Genomic DNA, 15,661 nt, shown 5'->3' with positions numbered 1-15,661 from the left:
CCCTGCTACGGAGGTTCACGCTCCATGAAGCTCACCGTCGTCGGCTGCTCAGGGTCGTTCCCGTCCGCGGAATCGGCCTGCTCGAGCTACCTCGTCGAGGCCGACGGCTTCCGGCTGCTCCTCGACCTGGGCAACGGCGCCCTCGGCGAGCTGCAGCGCCATGTCGGTCTCTACGACATCGACGCCATCTTCCTCAGCCACCTCCACGCCGACCACTGCATCGACATGTGCGGCTACTTCGTCGCGCGCTACTACCGGCACGAGGGGGGCCGCGCCCCGGCGATCCCCGTGTACGGCCCGGAGGGCACCGAACAGCGCCTCACCACGGCATACGCCGACACCCCCACCGAGAAGTCGATGGCCGAGGTCTTCGACTTCCGCACGCTCGAGCCGGGCACGTTCGAACTCGGCCCCTTCTCGGTCCGTACGGAGAAGGTCCACCACCCGGTCGAGACGTACGGCATCCGCGTCGAACACGGCGGCAGGTCGCTCGCGTACTCCGGCGACACCGGGACCTGCGCCGCTCTGGGCGAACTGGCCGACGGCGTCGACCTGTTCCTGTGCGAGGCGTCGTTCACGTACGGCAAGGAGGACATCCCGGGCCTCCACCTCAACGGCCGCGAGGCGGGCGAGGAGGCCGGCCGGGCGGGCGTCGGCCGGCTGGTCCTCACGCACATCCCGCCGTGGACGGACGCGGAGGTCAACCTGGCCGACGCGCGCGCGGTGTACGACGGGCCGACGGAACTGGCCGTCGCGGGCGCGGAGTACGAGGTCTGACGCGGCGAGACGTTCCGCGACACGGAGGAGGGCCCCGGACCGCAGTCGCGGTCCGGGGCCCTCCTCCGTACGGCCGGTGCGGGCCTACTTCGCCTCGGCCTTCTGCAGCTCGGCGAGCTCCTCGTCGGACTCGCGGCCCGGCGTCGGAAGGTCGAACTTGGTGATCGCGAAGCGGAAGACCACGTAGTAGACCGCCGCGAAGCAGAGGCCGACCAGGGCCAGGCCCCACGGGTTGGTCGCGATACCGAGGTTCAGGAAGAAGTCGACCGCGCCGGCCGAGAAGCCGAAGCCGTCCTTCATGCCGAGCGCCCAGGTCAGCGCCATCGAGACACCGGTCAGGACCGCGTGGATCGCGTACAGCACCGGGGCGATGAACATGAAGGTGAACTCGATCGGCTCCGTCACACCGGTCACGAAAGCGGTGAGCGCGAGGGAGAACATCATGCCGCCGACGACCTTGCGGCGCTCGGGGCGGGCGCAGTGGGTGATCGCGAGGCAGGCCGCCGGGAGGGCGAACATCATGATCGGGAAGAAACCGGTCATGAACTGGCCGGCGGTCGGGTCGCCGTGCAGGAAGCGGGCGATGTCGCCGTGGTAGTCCACGCCGCCGTCGTTGTACGTACCGGCCTGGAACCACGGGAAGGAGTTCAGCAGGTGGTGCATGCCGATGGGGATCAGCGCGCGGTTCGCGACACCGAAGATGCCCGCGCCGACGGCACCGGAGCCGACCAGCCACTCACTGAGGTTGTGCAGACCCGCACCGAGGACCGGCCAGATCAGGCCGAAGACGATGCCGACGACCAGGCCCGCGAAGGCGGAGAGGATCGGGACCAGCCGACGGCCGCCGAAGAAGCCGGCCCAGGCGGGCAGCTTGGTCCGGTAGAACTTCTGGTACAGCAGGGCTACGACGATGCCCATGACCACGCCACCGAGGACACCGGCGTTGACCGGCGCCTCGTTCATGACGATCTTGCCGTCCGCGACGGCGGCGACCTTCGGCAGATTGGCGTCGGTGAAAGTGGCGAGCACCTTCTGGAAGACCAGGTAACCGGCGACGGCGGCGAGCGCGGTCGAGCCGTCCGACTTCTTGGCGAACCCGATCGCGATGCCGACGGCGAACAGCAGCGGCATGTTGTCGAGGATCGCGCCACCACCGGCCGCCATGTAACCGGCGAGCTTGGTGATGAAGGTGGGGAACGACTCCTTGCCGAGCATGTCGGTCTGGCCGAAACGCACCAGGAGCGCGGCGGCGGGCAGCACGGCGACCGGCAGCATGAGGCTGCGGCCGATGCGCTGCATGACAGCCATCGCGCCGGCGCCCTTCTTCTTGGCAGCCGCGGGGGCGGCGCTGTCCGTGGACATCAATTCCTCCATGGGGCAAGGCGCCGCCAGGGGGAAAGGGGGACGGCGGCGTCTCCGGTACAACGCGGCGCACTCGCCACGTGGTCTACACCACCCAGTGGTGTAGACCAGTTTTAGCACGGTGAAGGACGGATAAGGAACCCTCGATTCCGTGCTCCCGGACACATCCGTCCACGCACGTCAAAGGCCCCCGGACCGGACAGGTCCGAGGGCCCTCGCTTCCCCTGCTCCCGTTGCCCGGGGGACGCGCTGGGGCGCTGCGGCGTCACGGCTCGGTGGTGTCCCCTTCGACTTCCGCCTCCGCCTCCGGGCGCTCGCGGCCCGGCGTCGGGATGTCGAGCTTCGTGATCGCCAAGCGGAAGACGAGGTAGTACACGACGGCGAAGCAGAGCCCGATCGGAATGATCAGCCACGGCCTGGTCCCCAGGTGCCAGTTCACGACGTAGTCGATCAGACCGGCGGAGAAACTGAACCCCGTATGCACCCCGAGCGCCCAGGTGATCGCCATCGACGCCCCCGTCAGCAGGGCGTGCAGGCCGTACAGCAACGGCGCCGCGAACATGAAGGAGAACTCCAGCGGCTCGGTCACACCTGTGACGAACGACGTGAGCGCGACGGACACCATCAGGCCCGTCACCTCCTTGCGCCGCTCGGGCCGCGCACAGTGCGCGATGGCCAGAGCCGCCGCGGGCAGCCCGAACATCATGATCGGGAAGAAGCCCGACATGAACTGCCCCGCCGACGGGTCCTCGGCGAAGAACCGCGTCAGGTCCCCCTGCACGACCTTGCCGTCCGGCGTCCTGAACTCGCCCGCCTGGAACCAGAAGAAGGTGTTCAGGAACTGGTGCATGCCGATGGGGATGAGCAGGCGGTTCGCGAGGCCGAAGATGCCGGCGCCCCACGCCCCGAGGCCGATCAGCTGCTTCGAGAACCAGGTCAGCCCGTCACCGACCGGCTCCCACAGCAGACCGAACAGCACGCCCAGGACGACGCACAGGAACGCCATCATGATCGGCACCAGCCGGCGGCCGTTGAAGAAGCCGAGCCAGTCCACCAGCCTGGTCCGGTGGAAACGCTGCCAGACGACCGCCGTCAGCAACCCGATCAGGATGCCGCCGAGCACCCCCGGATTCTGCGGAGTGCCCTCGGGAAGGGCTTCCGTCACCGTGCCCTCGCGCGGGAACGCCTTCAGCACGTTGAAGTACACGAGGAAACCGACCACCGCGGCGAGCGCCGTGGAACCGTCCGCCTTCTTGGCGAAACCGATCGCGACACCGATGCAGAACAGCAGCGGCAGACCGAAGGAGCCGTCCAGGATCGACGTACCGCCGTTGAGGAGGACCTTCGACGTCTTGTCCCAGAACGGTCCGTCCAGATAGGCCGAGAACAGGTTGCCGAGGCTGACGAGCAGACCCGCCGCCGGCAGGACCGCCACCGGGAGCTGGAGGCTGCGGCCGACCTTCTGGAGCCCCTGGAACAGGCCGTTCCGCCATGTCCGCCGCGGCGCGGCCCCGCTGTTCGAACTCATGCGCGTCCTCCCGGAACGAGCCAGGTTTGGCGGGCGTCGCAAACTGGTGTAGACCAGTTGCGGTACGGTCCGGAGCTCGGCCGGAAGCCAGGGCGCCGGTGACCGCCATCATTCGGCACAGGGCGGTTACTCGCCCGCGAAGTTGGGCCAACCGTGAGTTACCGTGACAAAACGGCCATGGTGGGCCGAGACGTCGCGCTTTGAACAACAGGGAGAAAGACATGGCCAGCAAGGCTGAGAAGATCGTCGCCGGGCTCGGCGGTATCGAGAACATCGACGAGATCGAAGGCTGCATCACCCGCCTCCGCACCGAAGTCCTCGACCCGGGCAAGGTCGACGAAGCCGCCCTCAAGGCCGCCGGTGCCCACGGCGTCGTCAAGATGGGCACCGCCATCCAGGTCGTCATCGGCACGGACGCCGACCCCATCGCAGCAGACATCGAAGACATGATGTGAGTCACCCCTGACTCCCCCCGACTCACCCGCGCAACACCCGTGAGGGGCCCGATTCCGTACGTACCGGAACGGGCCCCTCACGCATGTACGGCTAGGCTCCACACCATGTCTCGAATCGACGGCCGCACCCCCGAACAGCTCCGCCCGGTCACCATCGAACGCGGATGGAGCAAGCACGCCGAGGGCTCCGTCCTCATCTCCTTCGGCGACACCAAAGTCCTCTGCACCGCCTCCGTCACCGAAGGCGTTCCGCGCTGGCGCAAAGGCAGCGGCGAAGGATGGGTCACCGGTGAATACTCGATGCTGCCCCGCGCCACCAACACCCGCGGCGACCGCGAATCCGTACGCGGCAAGATCGGCGGCCGCACCCACGAAATCAGCCGCCTCATCGGCCGCTCCCTCCGCGCGGTCATCGACTACAAGGCCCTCGGCGAGAACACCGTCGTCCTGGACTGCGACGTACTCCAGGCCGACGGCGGCACCCGCACCGCCGCCGTCACCGGTGCCTACGTCGCCCTCGCCGACGCCGTCGCCTGGGCCCAGCAGAAGAAGATCGTCAAGGCCGGCCGCAAGCCCCTCACCGGAACCGTCGCCGCCGTCTCCGTCGGCATCGTCGGCGCCACCCCCCTCCTCGACCTCTGCTACGAGGAGGACGTCCGCGCCGAGACCGACATGAACGTCGTCTGCACCGGCGACGGCCGCTTCGTCGAAGTCCAGGGCACCGCCGAGGCCGAACCCTTCGACCGCGAGGAACTGAACGCCCTCCTCGACCTCGCCGCCGGAGGCTGCGCCGACCTCACGGCCCTCCAGACCCTGGCCCTCGAAGCCACCCTCTGACTCCGGGCAACCGCGGACGCCCGTTCCGGCGTCTCCCACACCACGGGCGTACGGGCCGAACCGTACGCCCGTCCGCACCACCACGTATCCCGTGTCGTCCGGGGAGGACCCGCTCCATGCGCAGTCGCCGTATCGCAGCCACCCTCGTCACCGCCGCCGCACTCACCGGCCTCGTCGGCTGCGGAGCCCTCGACAAGGCGATGGACTGCGCCCGGACCGCCGAGGCCATCGCCACCAGCGTCGACAAGCTTTCCACCGCCGTCTCCACGGCGGCGGAGGACCCCACACAGCTGACCGAGGCCCTCGACGACATCGACAGGGAACTGAAGAGCCTCGACGACACCACGGACAACGCGGACCTGTCGAAGGCCGTCGGCGACCTGAACCAGGCCGTCGACAACGTCCGCACCGCCGTGGACAACGGCGACGCCACGCCGGACATCGCCCCCGTCACCGCCGCCGCCACCGAGATCGGCAAGGTCTGCACCCCCTAGATACCCCGTAGATACTGGGGGCATGACCCGCCTGATCCTCGCCACCCGCAACGCCGGGAAAATCACCGAGCTCCACGCGATCCTCGCCGACGCAGGTCTCACCCACGACCTCGTCGGCGCGGACGCCTACCCCGAGATCCCCGACGTCAAGGAAACCGGCGTCACCTTCGCCGAGAACGCCCTCCTCAAGGCCCACGCCATGGCCCGGGCCACCGGCCTCCCCGCCGTGGCCGACGACTCCGGCCTCGCGGTCGACGTCATGGGCGGCGCCCCCGGCATCTTCTCGGCCCGCTGGTCCGGCACCCACGGCGACGACGAGGCCAACCTGAACCTCCTCCTGGCCCAGCTGGCGGACATCGACCACCCCCACCGCGCGGCCCACTTCGCCTGCGCGGCGGCCCTGGCCCTGCCCGACGGCACGGAACGCGTGGTCGAAGGCCGCCTGACGGGCACCCTCCGCCGCACCCCGGCCGGCACGAACGGCTTCGGCTACGACCCCATCCTCCAGCCGGACGGCCACGACGTGACCTGCGCGGAACTGACCCCGGCGGAGAAGAACGCCATCAGCCACCGCGGCAAGGCATTCCGCGCGCTGGCCCCGGTGGTGCGGGAGCTGCTGGGCTGAGTGCCGTGCGCATGCGAACGGCCTGCGAACCGATCCTTCGATTCGCAGGCCGCTTGCTGTGCGGCGGAAGGGATTCGAACCCTCAAGCCGTTTCACGGGCCACAGATCCTAAGTCTGCTGTGTCACCATTGCACCACCGCCGCTAGCCGCCTGCCATGGTACCGGGCGGTGGAGCGCGATGGCACGGCCGCATTACGGATCACTGATGCGCGCGGCGGCGGTCGCCTCCCCGGCACCAGGTGCTGGTGACGGCATGGCAGTTGGGGCACAGCAGCCGAAGGTTCCCGGCCCGGTCGTCGCTCCAGTCGCCATTGATGTGGTCGACCTCAAGCGTCATCGGCTTACCGTGCCAGACCGGACCGGTGCGGCACCGGGCGCATTCCTCGGGAACGCCGATTTCGCGCAGAGCCCGGCGCAGAATCGCTGTGCGGGTCCGGTGCTTGCCCTCGTGTTTTACGAGTACGTCCTCAGCCCGCTTCGCTGGCGTCGGGCCGGGCTTGCCTCTCTGGTGGGTCTGCCCCAGGAAGTGCGAGGTCTCGACACCGTCCTCAGCTGTCCACTGGCGCAACAACGCCCGTTGCCGACCGTTGTCCGGCCGGCCGAGTCGCCGCAGCGTGTCTGCGATGGTGAGGGAATCCGTGACGGCTTGACGCACTTCTGCGGTGGTCGGCCGGTTGCGTCGGCGGGGCGAGAAGTGCGAGACGTCGATCTCGTAGTGCGCGAAGCGTTGCGTCAGGTAGCGGCCGAGGCGTTCGTAGGGAGTCGTGCCCAGGAAAGCGATGACCTCGTCAACGGTCTGGCATCGTGCGGCAGCATCGATCAACAACTCCCGCGTGTACCACCGGGTTTGGGTCACCGCCCCTCGCCGCCGAGATGTGACGAGCCGGGTACGGCCGGTCTGCGCCCCTTTCCGCGTCCGCGATAAGTATCCGTTGTCGAATGACAATTGGGGCAAAGGAGTCGCAGGTTTTCAACGCGGTTGTTGCGCCAGTTGCCGTCGATGTGGTCGACCTCCAGAGCCAATGGGAGGTCTTGCCAAACGGGTCCGATTCCACACAGGGCGCAGAGATCGCTGACGCCGAGTTCGTGCATCGCTCGCTTGAGGCGCACGTTGGGGGTGCGCTTGGCGTGCGTTGAGCGCTTCTCCACCAGGATCTCCTGAGCCGGCCGACGGTGTCGGTTGCCCCGCATGTTCACCGTGCGCGCCTGCGGAGTGAAGTGCGAGATGTCGATACCCAGGGCGTGGATGCGACGGCTGATGTGCGTGTGCTGCCCGCCTACGGGGGCGATCCCCAAGTGTCGTAGCACCTCGTACATGTTGGTTGAGGCTGCGGCGGCTGTTTCGAGGATTTCCCTGGTCCACCGCACGCCTTCGCGCTCGAAGTGGGCGGTGCCGATTCCCAACTTCTTCATCCGCTCCCGTATGTATGCGCGCGACGAACTCTTCGGGTCGACCCCGAGCTTGGTCAGTGCCTCGGACAGAGTCCTCGACGAGCTGGCTGCCTCCGCGAGGCGTTCGCGGGTGTACGGGCTCACCGGCATGGTTCCCTCCGTATCCGGCCGCACGTTCGCGGCCTCGTACGGATCAACGAACCGGTTATCGGATGGTCACGTCCGAAATGCGGAACGCCCCGCACCACTTGGGGCGGCCCGGTGGTCGCTGTGACCGGTCGGGCCGCCCTCGGGCCGGGGGGCGGGTCAGAACTTCGGGCCGGGGGACTGGGCCGCCACCAGTTCCGCCGCTTCCTTCTTCGTCTCCACCGACGGCGGGGAGCCCGCCAGCGGCTTCCGGGCCGTCTCCTTCATGCAGGCCACCGCGATGACGCCGACGAGCGCCGCCGCCATCGAGTAGTACGCCGGCATGAGGTCGTTGCCGGTCAGGCTGATGAGGCCGGTGATGACCAGGGGCGTCGTGCCGCCGAACAGGGAGGCGGAGAGGTTGTAGCCGACCGACAGGGAGCCGTACCTGACGTGCGTCGGGAAGAGGGCCGGGAGCGCCGCCGACATGGTGCCCAGCAGGCAGACCAGGGACAGGCCCAGCATCAGCATGCCGGCGATGATCGCGGGGATGCTGCCCTGCTTGATGAGGAGGAAGGACGGGAGGGAGAGGAAGAAGAAGCCGAGCATGCCCGCCATCAGCAGCGGTTTGCGGCCGAAGTGGTCGTTGAGGCGGCCGACCTGGCTGATGACCGCCATCAGGCAGACCATGACGCCCAGCAGGATGAGCAGGCCGTGGGTCTCGCTGTAGCCGAGTTCGTCGGAGAGGTACGTCGGCATGTAGGACAGCAGCATGTAGTCGGTGACGTTGTACGCGCCGACGAGGGCGATGCACAGGATCAGTGTCGGCCAGTACTGCCGGAAGATCTTGGCGAGGTCGCCCTTGGCGGTGGTCTCCACCGGGTCGGCGGCTTCGGAGGCGCGGGCGTTTCCGTTTTCCAGCTTCTGGAAGGCGGGAGTCTCGTCCAGGCGCATCCGGAGGTAGAGGCCGACGAGGCCGAGCGGGCCCGCGACCAGGAACGGGACGCGCCAGCCCCAGGCTTCCATGGTGTCGGAGCCGAGCCAGGCGGTGAGGGCGGTGACGAGGCCCGCCGCGCCGGTGTAGCCGGCGAGGGTGCCGAATTCGAGGAAGCTGCCGAAGAAGCCCCGGCGCTTGTCGGGGGCGTACTCGGCGATGAAGGTGGAGGCGCCGCCGTATTCGCCGCCCGTGGAGAAGCCCTGAACCAGGCGGAAGAGGATCAGCAGGACGGGGGCCCAGAAGCCGATGGTGGCGTACGACGGGATCAGGCCGATGGCGAACGTGCCGATGGCCATCAGGATCATCGTCAGGGCGAGGACCTTCTTGCGGCCGATCCTGTCGCCCATGGGGCCGAAGACCATGCCGCCGACGGGCCGGACCAGGAAGGCGACGGCGAAGGTCGCGAAGGAGGAGAGGAGCTGGACCGTGTCGTTCCCGGACGGGAAGAAGACATGGCCGATCGTCACCGCCAGGTAGCTGTAGATGCCGAAGTCGAACCATTCCATGGCGTTGCCGAGCGAGGCCGCTTTGACCGCCCGCTTGACCGCCGCGTCGTCGGTGACGGTGATGTCGGAGCGGCGCAGTGGCGGGTTCTTCCGTCTTCTGGCGGCGCGGAAGAGGGTGTGGTGGCGCTTGATCGCTTCGGGGTCGGCCCCGTGGTCGGGGCCGGGGCCGGGGGCCGCCATGGCAGATTCCTTTCCTCGGACGCGTTTCCGGTGTCCAAGTGGAACCTCTGCCTTGTATTTGGTGGTGCAAACCAAGGTCCCCGGTTCCGGGACCTTGGTCACAGTTCTCAGATGCCGAGGTCCTTGATGATCTTGGCTACGTGGCCGGTCGCCTTCACGTTGTAGAAGGCGTGTTCGACCTTGCCCTCCTCGTCCACGACGACCGTCGAGCGGATGACGCCGGTCACGGTCTTGCCGTACAGCTTCTTCTCGCCGAAGGCGCCGTACGCCGTGAGGACCTCCTTGGCGGGGTCGCCGACCAGCGTGACCTGGAGGTCCTCCTTCTCGCGGAACTTCGCGAGCTTCTCCGGCTTGTCGGGGGAGACGCCGATGACGTCGTATCCGGCCCGGGCCAGCAGCTCCAGGTTGTCGGTGAAGTCGCAGGCCTGCTTGGTGCAGCCGGGGGTCAGGGCGGCCGGGTAGAAGTAGACGATGACCTTGCGGCCCTTGTGGGCGGCGAGGGAGACCTCGGTGCCGTCGGCGTCGGGCAGGGTGAAGTCGGGGGCGGTGTCGCCGGGCTGGAGTCGCTCGCTCATCAGGTCTGGTCTCCTCGTGCGGGGTGACGGATGTGGGATGTCGTATGCCGGGATGTCTGGGTAGGGGTAACGCGGTGACGCGAGACGCGATACCGGTACGGCCCCGAGCGTAATGGGGGTGCCGTGGGGTGCGGGACGGCCCCAGCTGACAGACTGTCGCCGAAGAACCAACCGGATTCGGCCCACGACCACGGAGGCAGCGCAGTGTCGGATGCCAGGACCCCTGCGCAGATCGAGGCGGACATCAAGAGCCGGCGGGACCAGCTGGCCGTAACGCTCGACGAGATCGGGGTGCGGTTGCACCCGAAGACGATCGTCGGTGACGCGAAGGCCAGGGTCGCCTCGACCGTGGACCAGACCGCGGGCCGGGCGTTCGTCGCGGTGAACCGGACGGTGTCCGACGTGAAGGCGCAGTTCGTGTCGGAGGACGGGTCGCCGCGTCTGGAGCGGATCGTGCCGGTGGCACTGGCGGCCGTGGGCCTGGTGGGGCTGATCGCCCTGTCGACGCGCCGTCGGCGCGGTTGACCCTCCGGCTCATGACGGACGATCGGACAGGTAGGTTCGGGGGCGTGAGCGAGAACACCACGCACGACAAGCTGCCCATCCGGATGCTGCACGACCGGGTGCTGGTCAGGTCGGACACTCCTGAGGGCGAGCGCCGCTCGGGCGGCGGCATTCTGATTCCGGCGACCGCGGCGGTCGGCAAGCGGCTGGCCTGGGCCGAGGTGGTGGCGGTCGGCCAGAACGTACGGACCGTGGAGCCGGGCGACCGGGTGCTGTACGACCCGGAGGACCGGGCCGAGGTCGAGGTGCGGGGCACTCCGTACGTACTGATGCGGGAGCGCGATCTGCACGCGGTGGCTTCCGAGCGGGTGTCGGAGGATTCGACCGGTCTGTACCTGTAGGTCCAGGGACCGGGTGAGCGGGTGAGTGGGCAGGGCCGGTGACTGGAGTCACCGGCCCTTTCCGCCGGGTTTTGCTACGGTGGGAGCACCCCCGACGAGACGCGCCGTACCGGGTTGTAAGGCAAAGACGACGCACCCCGTTGATTCCGCGTTTCGTTTCCGGAGGTGCCGTCATGGCCTGGGTTCTGCTGGTTGTCGCCGGTCTGCTCGAAGTGGGCTGGTCGATCGGGATGAAGTACACCGACGGTTTCACGAGGCTCTGGCCCAGTGTGTTCACGGGTGCGGGGATCGTCGCGAGCATGGTGTTGCTGTCGCACGCCGCCAGGACGCTGCCGATCGGTACGGCGTACGGCGTGTGGGTCGGTATCGGCGCGGCCGGTGCGGCGGTGCTCGGCATGGTGGTGCTGGGTGAGCCGGCGACCGCCGCCCGGATCTTCTTCGTCTGTCTGCTGCTGGTCGCGGTGGTGGGGCTGAAGGCGACCTCGGGCCACTAGCGGGCCGTTCGCCGTGGGCGGGCCGGGTGGCCCGCCGGTGCGTCAGGGGCGGCCGCGACCGCCGCCCAGCAGGCCCTCGGAGGGGGCGCCGTTGGCGCCGCCTCCCGGGTCGGCGGGGCCACCGGTGCCGGCTGTCCCGCCGTCGGCGGGGCCCGTGGCGCCGCCCGGACCGCCCCTGCCGGCGGTGCCGCCGGTGTCCGTGGTGCCGCCGGTGTCGGCCGTGGCGCCGCCGGTGCCCGTGGTTCCGCCGTCGGTGGGGCCCGTGGTGCCCGTGGTGTCGTCCGGGGCGGTGGTGGTGCCGGTGTCGGTCGTGCCGCCCTGGTCCCGGCCGTCGGCCGGGCTCTGCGTCGGCCCCTGCGGGTTCTCGCTCGTCGGCGGTTCCTGCGGCTCCCCGGTGTCCGGCTGCCCGGACGGCGGGGTGGCCGGTTCGGCCGGGCCGGCCGCCGTCTCCAGCTCGAAGTCCCGTACCGGCTCGCCTTCGAGCGCGGCGGCCGTGAACTGGCCCCAGATCTGCGCGGGCGCGCCGCCGCCGTTGATGCGCGGCTGGCCGAGGGCTCCGTACAGCGGTTCCTGTGCGCCGGTGTCCGGGTCCTGGCCCATGACGGCGACGACCGTCGCCAGGTCGGGTGTGTAGCCCGCGAACCAGGCGGCCTTGTCCTCCTCGGCGGTGCCGGTCTTGCCGGCGGCGGGGCGGCCCGCGGACTGGGCGGCCGTGCCCGTGCCGCCGTCGACGACGCTCCTGAGGATGGACGTCGTGGTGTCGGCGGCCTCGCGGGAGATGCTCCGCCCGCCGTCCGCGTCCGCGCCCGTGTCCTGTTTCGGGAGGCTGCGGACGTTCTGGCCGTTCTTGGTGATCTTCTCGACGATCGTGTACGTGCCGTGCTCGCCGTGGTTGGCGAGGGTCGCGTACGCCTCCGTCATGTCGAGGACGCTGGCGGTGGCGACGCCGAGGGCGATGGAGGGGTACGGGTCGAGGCTCGGGGTGTTCTCGGGGAGGCCGAGGGCCACGGCGGTCTTCTCGACCTCGGCGGGGCCGACGTCCTGTGCCATCTGCGCGTACACCGAGTTGACGGACTTGTCGGTGGCGGTGCGGACGGTGACCTGGCCGTAGGAGGCCTGGTCCTCGTTCTCCGGGGCGTAGCCCGTCGGTCCGGCGGGGCCTTCCACCATCCGCTCGTTGGTGCCGTCGTAGACGGTGTCCGGGGTGATCGGGCGGCCGTCCTGGGTGGTGGAGCTGTTCTCGACGGCCGAGGCGAAGACGAACGGCTTGAAGGTCGAGCCGACTTGGTAGTCGCGGCGCGTGGCGTTGTTGACGTACTGCTTGGTGTAGTCGATTCCGCCGTACATCGCGACGACCTTGCCGCTCGCGGGGTCGATGGAGGCGCCGCCGACGCGCACGTTGCGGTCGGCCTTGCGGTCCTTGCTCGTCTGCGACATCACCTGGTCGCCGACGGCTTCGGCGAAGGCGTCCTGCTTGGACTTCTCCAGGGTGGTGGTGATGCGGTAGCCGCCGGTGGCCAGCGTGTCCTCGTCGAGGATCTTGTTGCTGGTGAGGTACTCCTCGACGGCCTGGACGATGTAGCCGCGCTGTCCGGAGAGGCCGGAGGCGGGCTTGGCCTCCTGCGGGGCGGGGAACTCGGCCGCGGCGCGGTCGGCGGGGCTCAGCCAGTTCTCCGTCACCATGCCGTCGAGTACGTAGTTCCAGCGGCTCAGGGCGCCGGCCTTGTTCTCGGGGTGGGCGGTGATGTCGTACGCGTTGGGGGCGTTGAGGAGTGAGGCGAGATAGGCGCCCTCGGCGGTGGTGATCTCGTCGACGTTCTTGCCGTAGTACGCCTGGGCGGCGGCCTGGATGCCGTACGCGTTGCGCCCGAAGTAGCTGGTGTTCAGGTAGCCCTCGAGGATCTCGTTCTTGCTCTCCTCGCTGTCGAGCTTGATCGCGATGAAGAACTCCTTCACCTTGCGGGTGACGGTCTGTTCCTGGCCGAGGTAGTAGTTCTTGACGTACTGCTGGGTGATGGTGGAGCCGGACTGCTTGCCCTTGCCGGTGACGGTGTTCCAGCCGGCGCGGAGCATGGCCTGGGGGTCGACGGCCCGCTCGGAGTGGAAGTCGCGGTCCTCGGCGGCGAGTACGGCGTGCTGGACGGTCCTGGGGATGTGGGCGATCTTGACGTTCTCGCGGTTGACTTCGCCGTCGCGGGCGAGCTGGGAGCCGTCGGCGTAGAGGTAGACGTTGCTCTGGGCGGTGGCGGCGCTGTTGGCGGCCGGGATCTCGACGAGCGCGTAGCCCGCGGCGAACCCGCCGCACAGGAGCAGGGCCAGCAGCAGGAACGTGCCGAGGAGCATCCGCCAGGTCGGGACCAGGCGGCGCAGGCCGGTGCGCCGGGGCCGGGGTTTCTTCCCCCCGGCCTCCTTCGTGCCCTCCGTCTTCGTCTCCGTCTTCCTCTTCCCCTCTCCCTTCCCGTTCCCGCCTTCCGGGTTCCGGTGGGAGGGGTCCCGGGGTGCCCACCCCTGGGGCTGCTGTGGCTCATCGCTCATGACTGTGGAGACTCCCTGGGCGGGGCCAGAGGTTCGCTCTCCGGCATAACGGTGTGGTATCGGGCGATTCGCCTGGTACGTCCATACTGCACGCACCCCGGACCGGTGCCCCGATCCCCCGGCCAAAAACGCCTGCGGCGGTTGACCCTGTTGGGCTAGGGTCGGGCGTTTTGGTGCCGGAAGCGAATCGAGGGGGTCGGTGTGCGTGTATACGCGGTGGTCGCGGCCGGCGGGTTCCGCCGTCACGCGACGTACCGGGTGGCCACGGCGGCCGGGGTGTTCACCAACACCGTCTTCGGCTTCATCATGGCGTACACCTTCACGGCCCTGTGGGACGAGCGTCCGCACCTGGGCGGGTACGACCTGTCGCAGGCCCTCACCTATGTGTGGCTGGGGCAGGCGCTGCTGATGACCGCCGCCATGATGGGCGGCGGCTTCGAGGACGAGCTGATCGAGCGGATCCGTACCGGCGACATCGCGATCGACCTCTACCGCCCCGCCGACCTCCAGCTCTTCTGGCTGGCGGGCGACCTGGGGCGGGCCGCCTTCCATCTCCTCGGGCGCGGTGTCGTCCCGATGGCGCTCGGCGCGCTCGCGTTCGATCTGGCGCTGCCCGCCGGTCCGCTGGTGTGGGTCGCGTTCCTGGTCGCCGTCGCGCTCGGCGTCGTCGTCAGTTTCGCGATCCGGTTCCTGGTGGCGCTGTCCGCGTTCTGGCTGCTCGACGGGGCGGGTGTCGCGCAGATCACCTGGCTCGCCGGTCTCTTCTTCTCCGGGATGGTGCTGCCGCTCACCCTCTTCCCGGGCGCCCTCGGCACGTTCGCGCAGGCGCTGCCCTGGTCGTCGCTGCTCCAGATCCCGGCCGACGTCTTCCTCGGCAAGCACACGGGGTGGGGCCTGGTGCGGGTGTACGCCTTCCAGGCCGGCTGGGCGGCGGTGCTGCTGGCGGCCGGGCGGCTGCTCCAGTCGGTGGCTGCGCGCAGGGTGGTGGTCCAGGGTGGCTGAGGCGACCGGAACGAGTGGGACCGCTGAGGGCGCGGAGGCGGCCGTCCCGGTCCGGCCCGCCGGGCGGCTGTGGTCCGGCGTCAGGGCGTACGGGCTGATCGCGGCGATGTGGATCCGCTCGACGATGGCGTACCGCGCCTCCTTCGTGATGACGGCGTTCGGCAACTTCGCGGCGACCGGCCTCGACTTCGTCGGCATCCTGCTGATGTTCTCGCACGTGGACGCGCTGGGCGGTTACACGCTGCCCGAGGTGGCCTTCCTCTACGGGACGGCGGGCACGGCCTTCGGCCTCTGCGACCTGGTGATGGGTTCGGTGGGCCGGCTGGGGCGCCGGGTGCGCGACGGCACGCTGGACACCCTGCTCGTACGCCCGGTCCCGGTCCTCGCGCAGATCGCGGCCGACCGTTTCGCGCTGCGCAGGCTGGGCCGGATCACGCAGGGCCTGCTGGTGCTCGGGTACGCGCTGGTGGCGCTGGACATCGCGTGGACGCCGCTGAAGGTCCTCGTGCTGCCGGTGATGGTCCTCAGCGGGGCGGCGATCTTCTCGGCGGTGTTCGTGGCCGGGGCGGCGTTCCAGTTCTGGGCGCAGGACGCGGCCGAGGTGCAGAACTCCTTCACGTACGGCGGCACCACGCTTCTCCAGTACCCGCCGACGGTCTTCGCGAAGGACCTGGTGCGCGGGGTGACGTTCGTGCTGCCGCTGGCCTTCGTCAACTGGCTTCCGGCGCTGTACGTGCTGGACCGTCCCTACCCGCTCGACCTGCCGTCCTGGCTCGCCTTCCTGTCGCCGCCGGTGGCGGTGGTGTGCTGTGCGCTGGCCGGGGCGGCGTGGCGGGTGGGCCTTCGTTCGTACCGCAGCACGGGGAGCTGA

17 protein-coding genes, 1 tRNA gene and 1 riboswitch are annotated in these 15,661 nt (G+C 69.3%); of the genes, 10 read left to right on the top strand and 8 right to left on the bottom strand.

Annotated elements, in window-relative coordinates:
• Positions 1-24: 24 nt before the first annotated feature.
• Entirely contained in the window at positions 25-777 is a 753-nt protein-coding gene (locus tag ABD374_RS24310) for an MBL fold metallo-hydrolase (RefSeq protein ID WP_344497701.1), read from the top strand.
• Positions 778-861: 84 nt separating this feature from the next.
• Here ABD374_RS24310 and ABD374_RS24305 read toward each other — a convergent pair whose 3' ends face one another.
• Positions 862-2,139, bottom strand: a complete 1,278-nt coding sequence (locus ABD374_RS24305; RefSeq protein ID WP_344497700.1) for a PTS transporter subunit EIIC — start codon at positions 2,137-2,139, stop codon at positions 862-864.
• A 265-nt stretch (positions 2,140-2,404) separates the two neighbouring features.
• The gene (locus ABD374_RS24300) at positions 2,405-3,667 is read right to left on the bottom strand and encodes a PTS transporter subunit EIIC (protein WP_344497699.1); all 1,263 of its coding nucleotides are present in this window, start codon (positions 3,665-3,667) and stop codon (positions 2,405-2,407) included.
• A 221-nt stretch (positions 3,668-3,888) separates the two neighbouring features.
• Between ABD374_RS24300 and ABD374_RS24295 the strand changes: the two genes are divergently transcribed.
• The 4 genes from ABD374_RS24295 (at position 3,889) to rdgB (ending at position 6,078) form a co-directional block, all read left to right on the top strand.
• The gene (locus ABD374_RS24295; RefSeq protein ID WP_344497698.1) at positions 3,889-4,122 is read left to right on the top strand and encodes a PTS sugar transporter subunit IIB; all 234 of its coding nucleotides are present in this window, start codon (positions 3,889-3,891) and stop codon (positions 4,120-4,122) included.
• A 105-nt stretch (positions 4,123-4,227) separates the two neighbouring features.
• Positions 4,228-4,959 (top strand): ribonuclease PH, encoded by a 732-nt coding sequence (gene rph / locus ABD374_RS24290; protein ID WP_344497697.1) that lies wholly within the window; start codon positions 4,228-4,230, stop codon positions 4,957-4,959.
• A gap of 116 nt (positions 4,960-5,075) precedes the next feature.
• Positions 5,076-5,453 (top strand): hypothetical protein, encoded by a 378-nt coding sequence (locus ABD374_RS24285; RefSeq protein ID WP_344497696.1) that lies wholly within the window; start codon positions 5,076-5,078, stop codon positions 5,451-5,453.
• 22 nt (positions 5,454-5,475) lie between these two features.
• A complete protein-coding gene (gene rdgB, locus ABD374_RS24280; RefSeq protein WP_344497695.1) occupies positions 5,476-6,078 on the top strand; it encodes an RdgB/HAM1 family non-canonical purine NTP pyrophosphatase in 603 nt (200 codons plus the stop codon).
• A 59-nt stretch (positions 6,079-6,137) separates the two neighbouring features.
• On the opposite strand, the gene ABD374_RS24275 is transcribed toward rdgB, so the two are convergent.
• From ABD374_RS24275 to bcp, 5 genes are all read right to left on the bottom strand, one after another.
• Positions 6,138-6,221: transfer RNA gene (locus ABD374_RS24275), tRNA-Leu, on the bottom strand.
• Positions 6,222-6,277: 56 nt separating this feature from the next.
• The gene (locus ABD374_RS24270; RefSeq protein ID WP_425577329.1) at positions 6,278-6,934 is read right to left on the bottom strand and encodes an HNH endonuclease; all 657 of its coding nucleotides are present in this window, start codon (positions 6,932-6,934) and stop codon (positions 6,278-6,280) included.
• Positions 6,931-7,620, bottom strand: coding sequence for an HNH endonuclease signature motif containing protein (locus tag ABD374_RS24265; RefSeq protein ID WP_344497693.1), 690 nt, complete (start codon positions 7,618-7,620; stop codon positions 6,931-6,933). The genes ABD374_RS24270 and ABD374_RS24265 overlap by 4 nt, the downstream gene beginning before the upstream one ends.
• Before the next feature lie 156 nt (positions 7,621-7,776).
• Positions 7,777-9,279, bottom strand: coding sequence for a glycine betaine/L-proline transporter ProP (gene proP, locus ABD374_RS24260; protein ID WP_344497692.1), 1,503 nt, complete (start codon positions 9,277-9,279; stop codon positions 7,777-7,779).
• A 107-nt stretch (positions 9,280-9,386) separates the two neighbouring features.
• Positions 9,387-9,854, bottom strand: coding sequence for a thioredoxin-dependent thiol peroxidase (gene bcp, locus ABD374_RS24255; RefSeq protein ID WP_344497691.1), 468 nt, complete (start codon positions 9,852-9,854; stop codon positions 9,387-9,389).
• Between the two features lie 204 nt (positions 9,855-10,058).
• Between bcp and ABD374_RS24250 the strand changes: the two genes are divergently transcribed.
• The 3 genes from ABD374_RS24250 (at position 10,059) to ABD374_RS24240 (ending at position 11,253) form a co-directional block, all read left to right on the top strand.
• Positions 10,059-10,379, top strand: a complete 321-nt coding sequence (locus tag ABD374_RS24250) for a DUF3618 domain-containing protein (protein ID WP_344497690.1) — start codon at positions 10,059-10,061, stop codon at positions 10,377-10,379.
• Between the two features lie 44 nt (positions 10,380-10,423).
• A complete protein-coding gene (locus ABD374_RS24245) occupies positions 10,424-10,759 on the top strand; it encodes a GroES family chaperonin (protein WP_093800676.1) in 336 nt (111 codons plus the stop codon).
• A gap of 68 nt (positions 10,760-10,827) precedes the next feature.
• A riboswitch (guanidine-III (ykkC-III) riboswitch) is annotated at positions 10,828-10,896 on the top strand.
• Between the two features lie 36 nt (positions 10,897-10,932).
• Positions 10,933-11,253 (top strand): DMT family transporter, encoded by a 321-nt coding sequence (locus ABD374_RS24240; RefSeq protein ID WP_344497689.1) that lies wholly within the window; start codon positions 10,933-10,935, stop codon positions 11,251-11,253.
• A 42-nt stretch (positions 11,254-11,295) separates the two neighbouring features.
• Here the strand turns inward: ABD374_RS24240 and ABD374_RS24235 are convergent, their stop codons facing one another.
• Positions 11,296-13,788: a transglycosylase domain-containing protein gene (locus tag ABD374_RS24235; protein WP_344497688.1), complete on the bottom strand. Its 2,493-nt coding sequence runs from the start codon at positions 13,786-13,788 to the stop codon at positions 11,296-11,298.
• Positions 13,789-13,989: 201 nt separating this feature from the next.
• Between ABD374_RS24235 and ABD374_RS24230 the strand changes: the two genes are divergently transcribed.
• Both ABD374_RS24230 and ABD374_RS24225 read left to right on the top strand, forming a co-directional pair.
• On the top strand, positions 13,990-14,790 hold the full coding sequence (locus ABD374_RS24230) for an ABC transporter permease (protein WP_344497687.1): 801 nt from the start codon (positions 13,990-13,992) through the stop codon (positions 14,788-14,790).
• A complete protein-coding gene (locus ABD374_RS24225; protein WP_425577327.1) occupies positions 14,783-15,661 on the top strand; it encodes an ABC transporter permease in 879 nt (292 codons plus the stop codon). The genes ABD374_RS24230 and ABD374_RS24225 overlap by 8 nt, the downstream gene beginning before the upstream one ends.

Origin of the sequence: Streptomyces enissocaesilis (genome assembly GCF_039533765.1) — a bacterium.
Taxonomy (GTDB): domain Bacteria; phylum Actinomycetota; class Actinomycetes; order Streptomycetales; family Streptomycetaceae; genus Streptomyces; species Streptomyces enissocaesilis.
The sequence above is the reverse complement of the archived record's forward strand: the minus strand, read 5'-3'. Positions and strand labels throughout refer to the sequence as shown.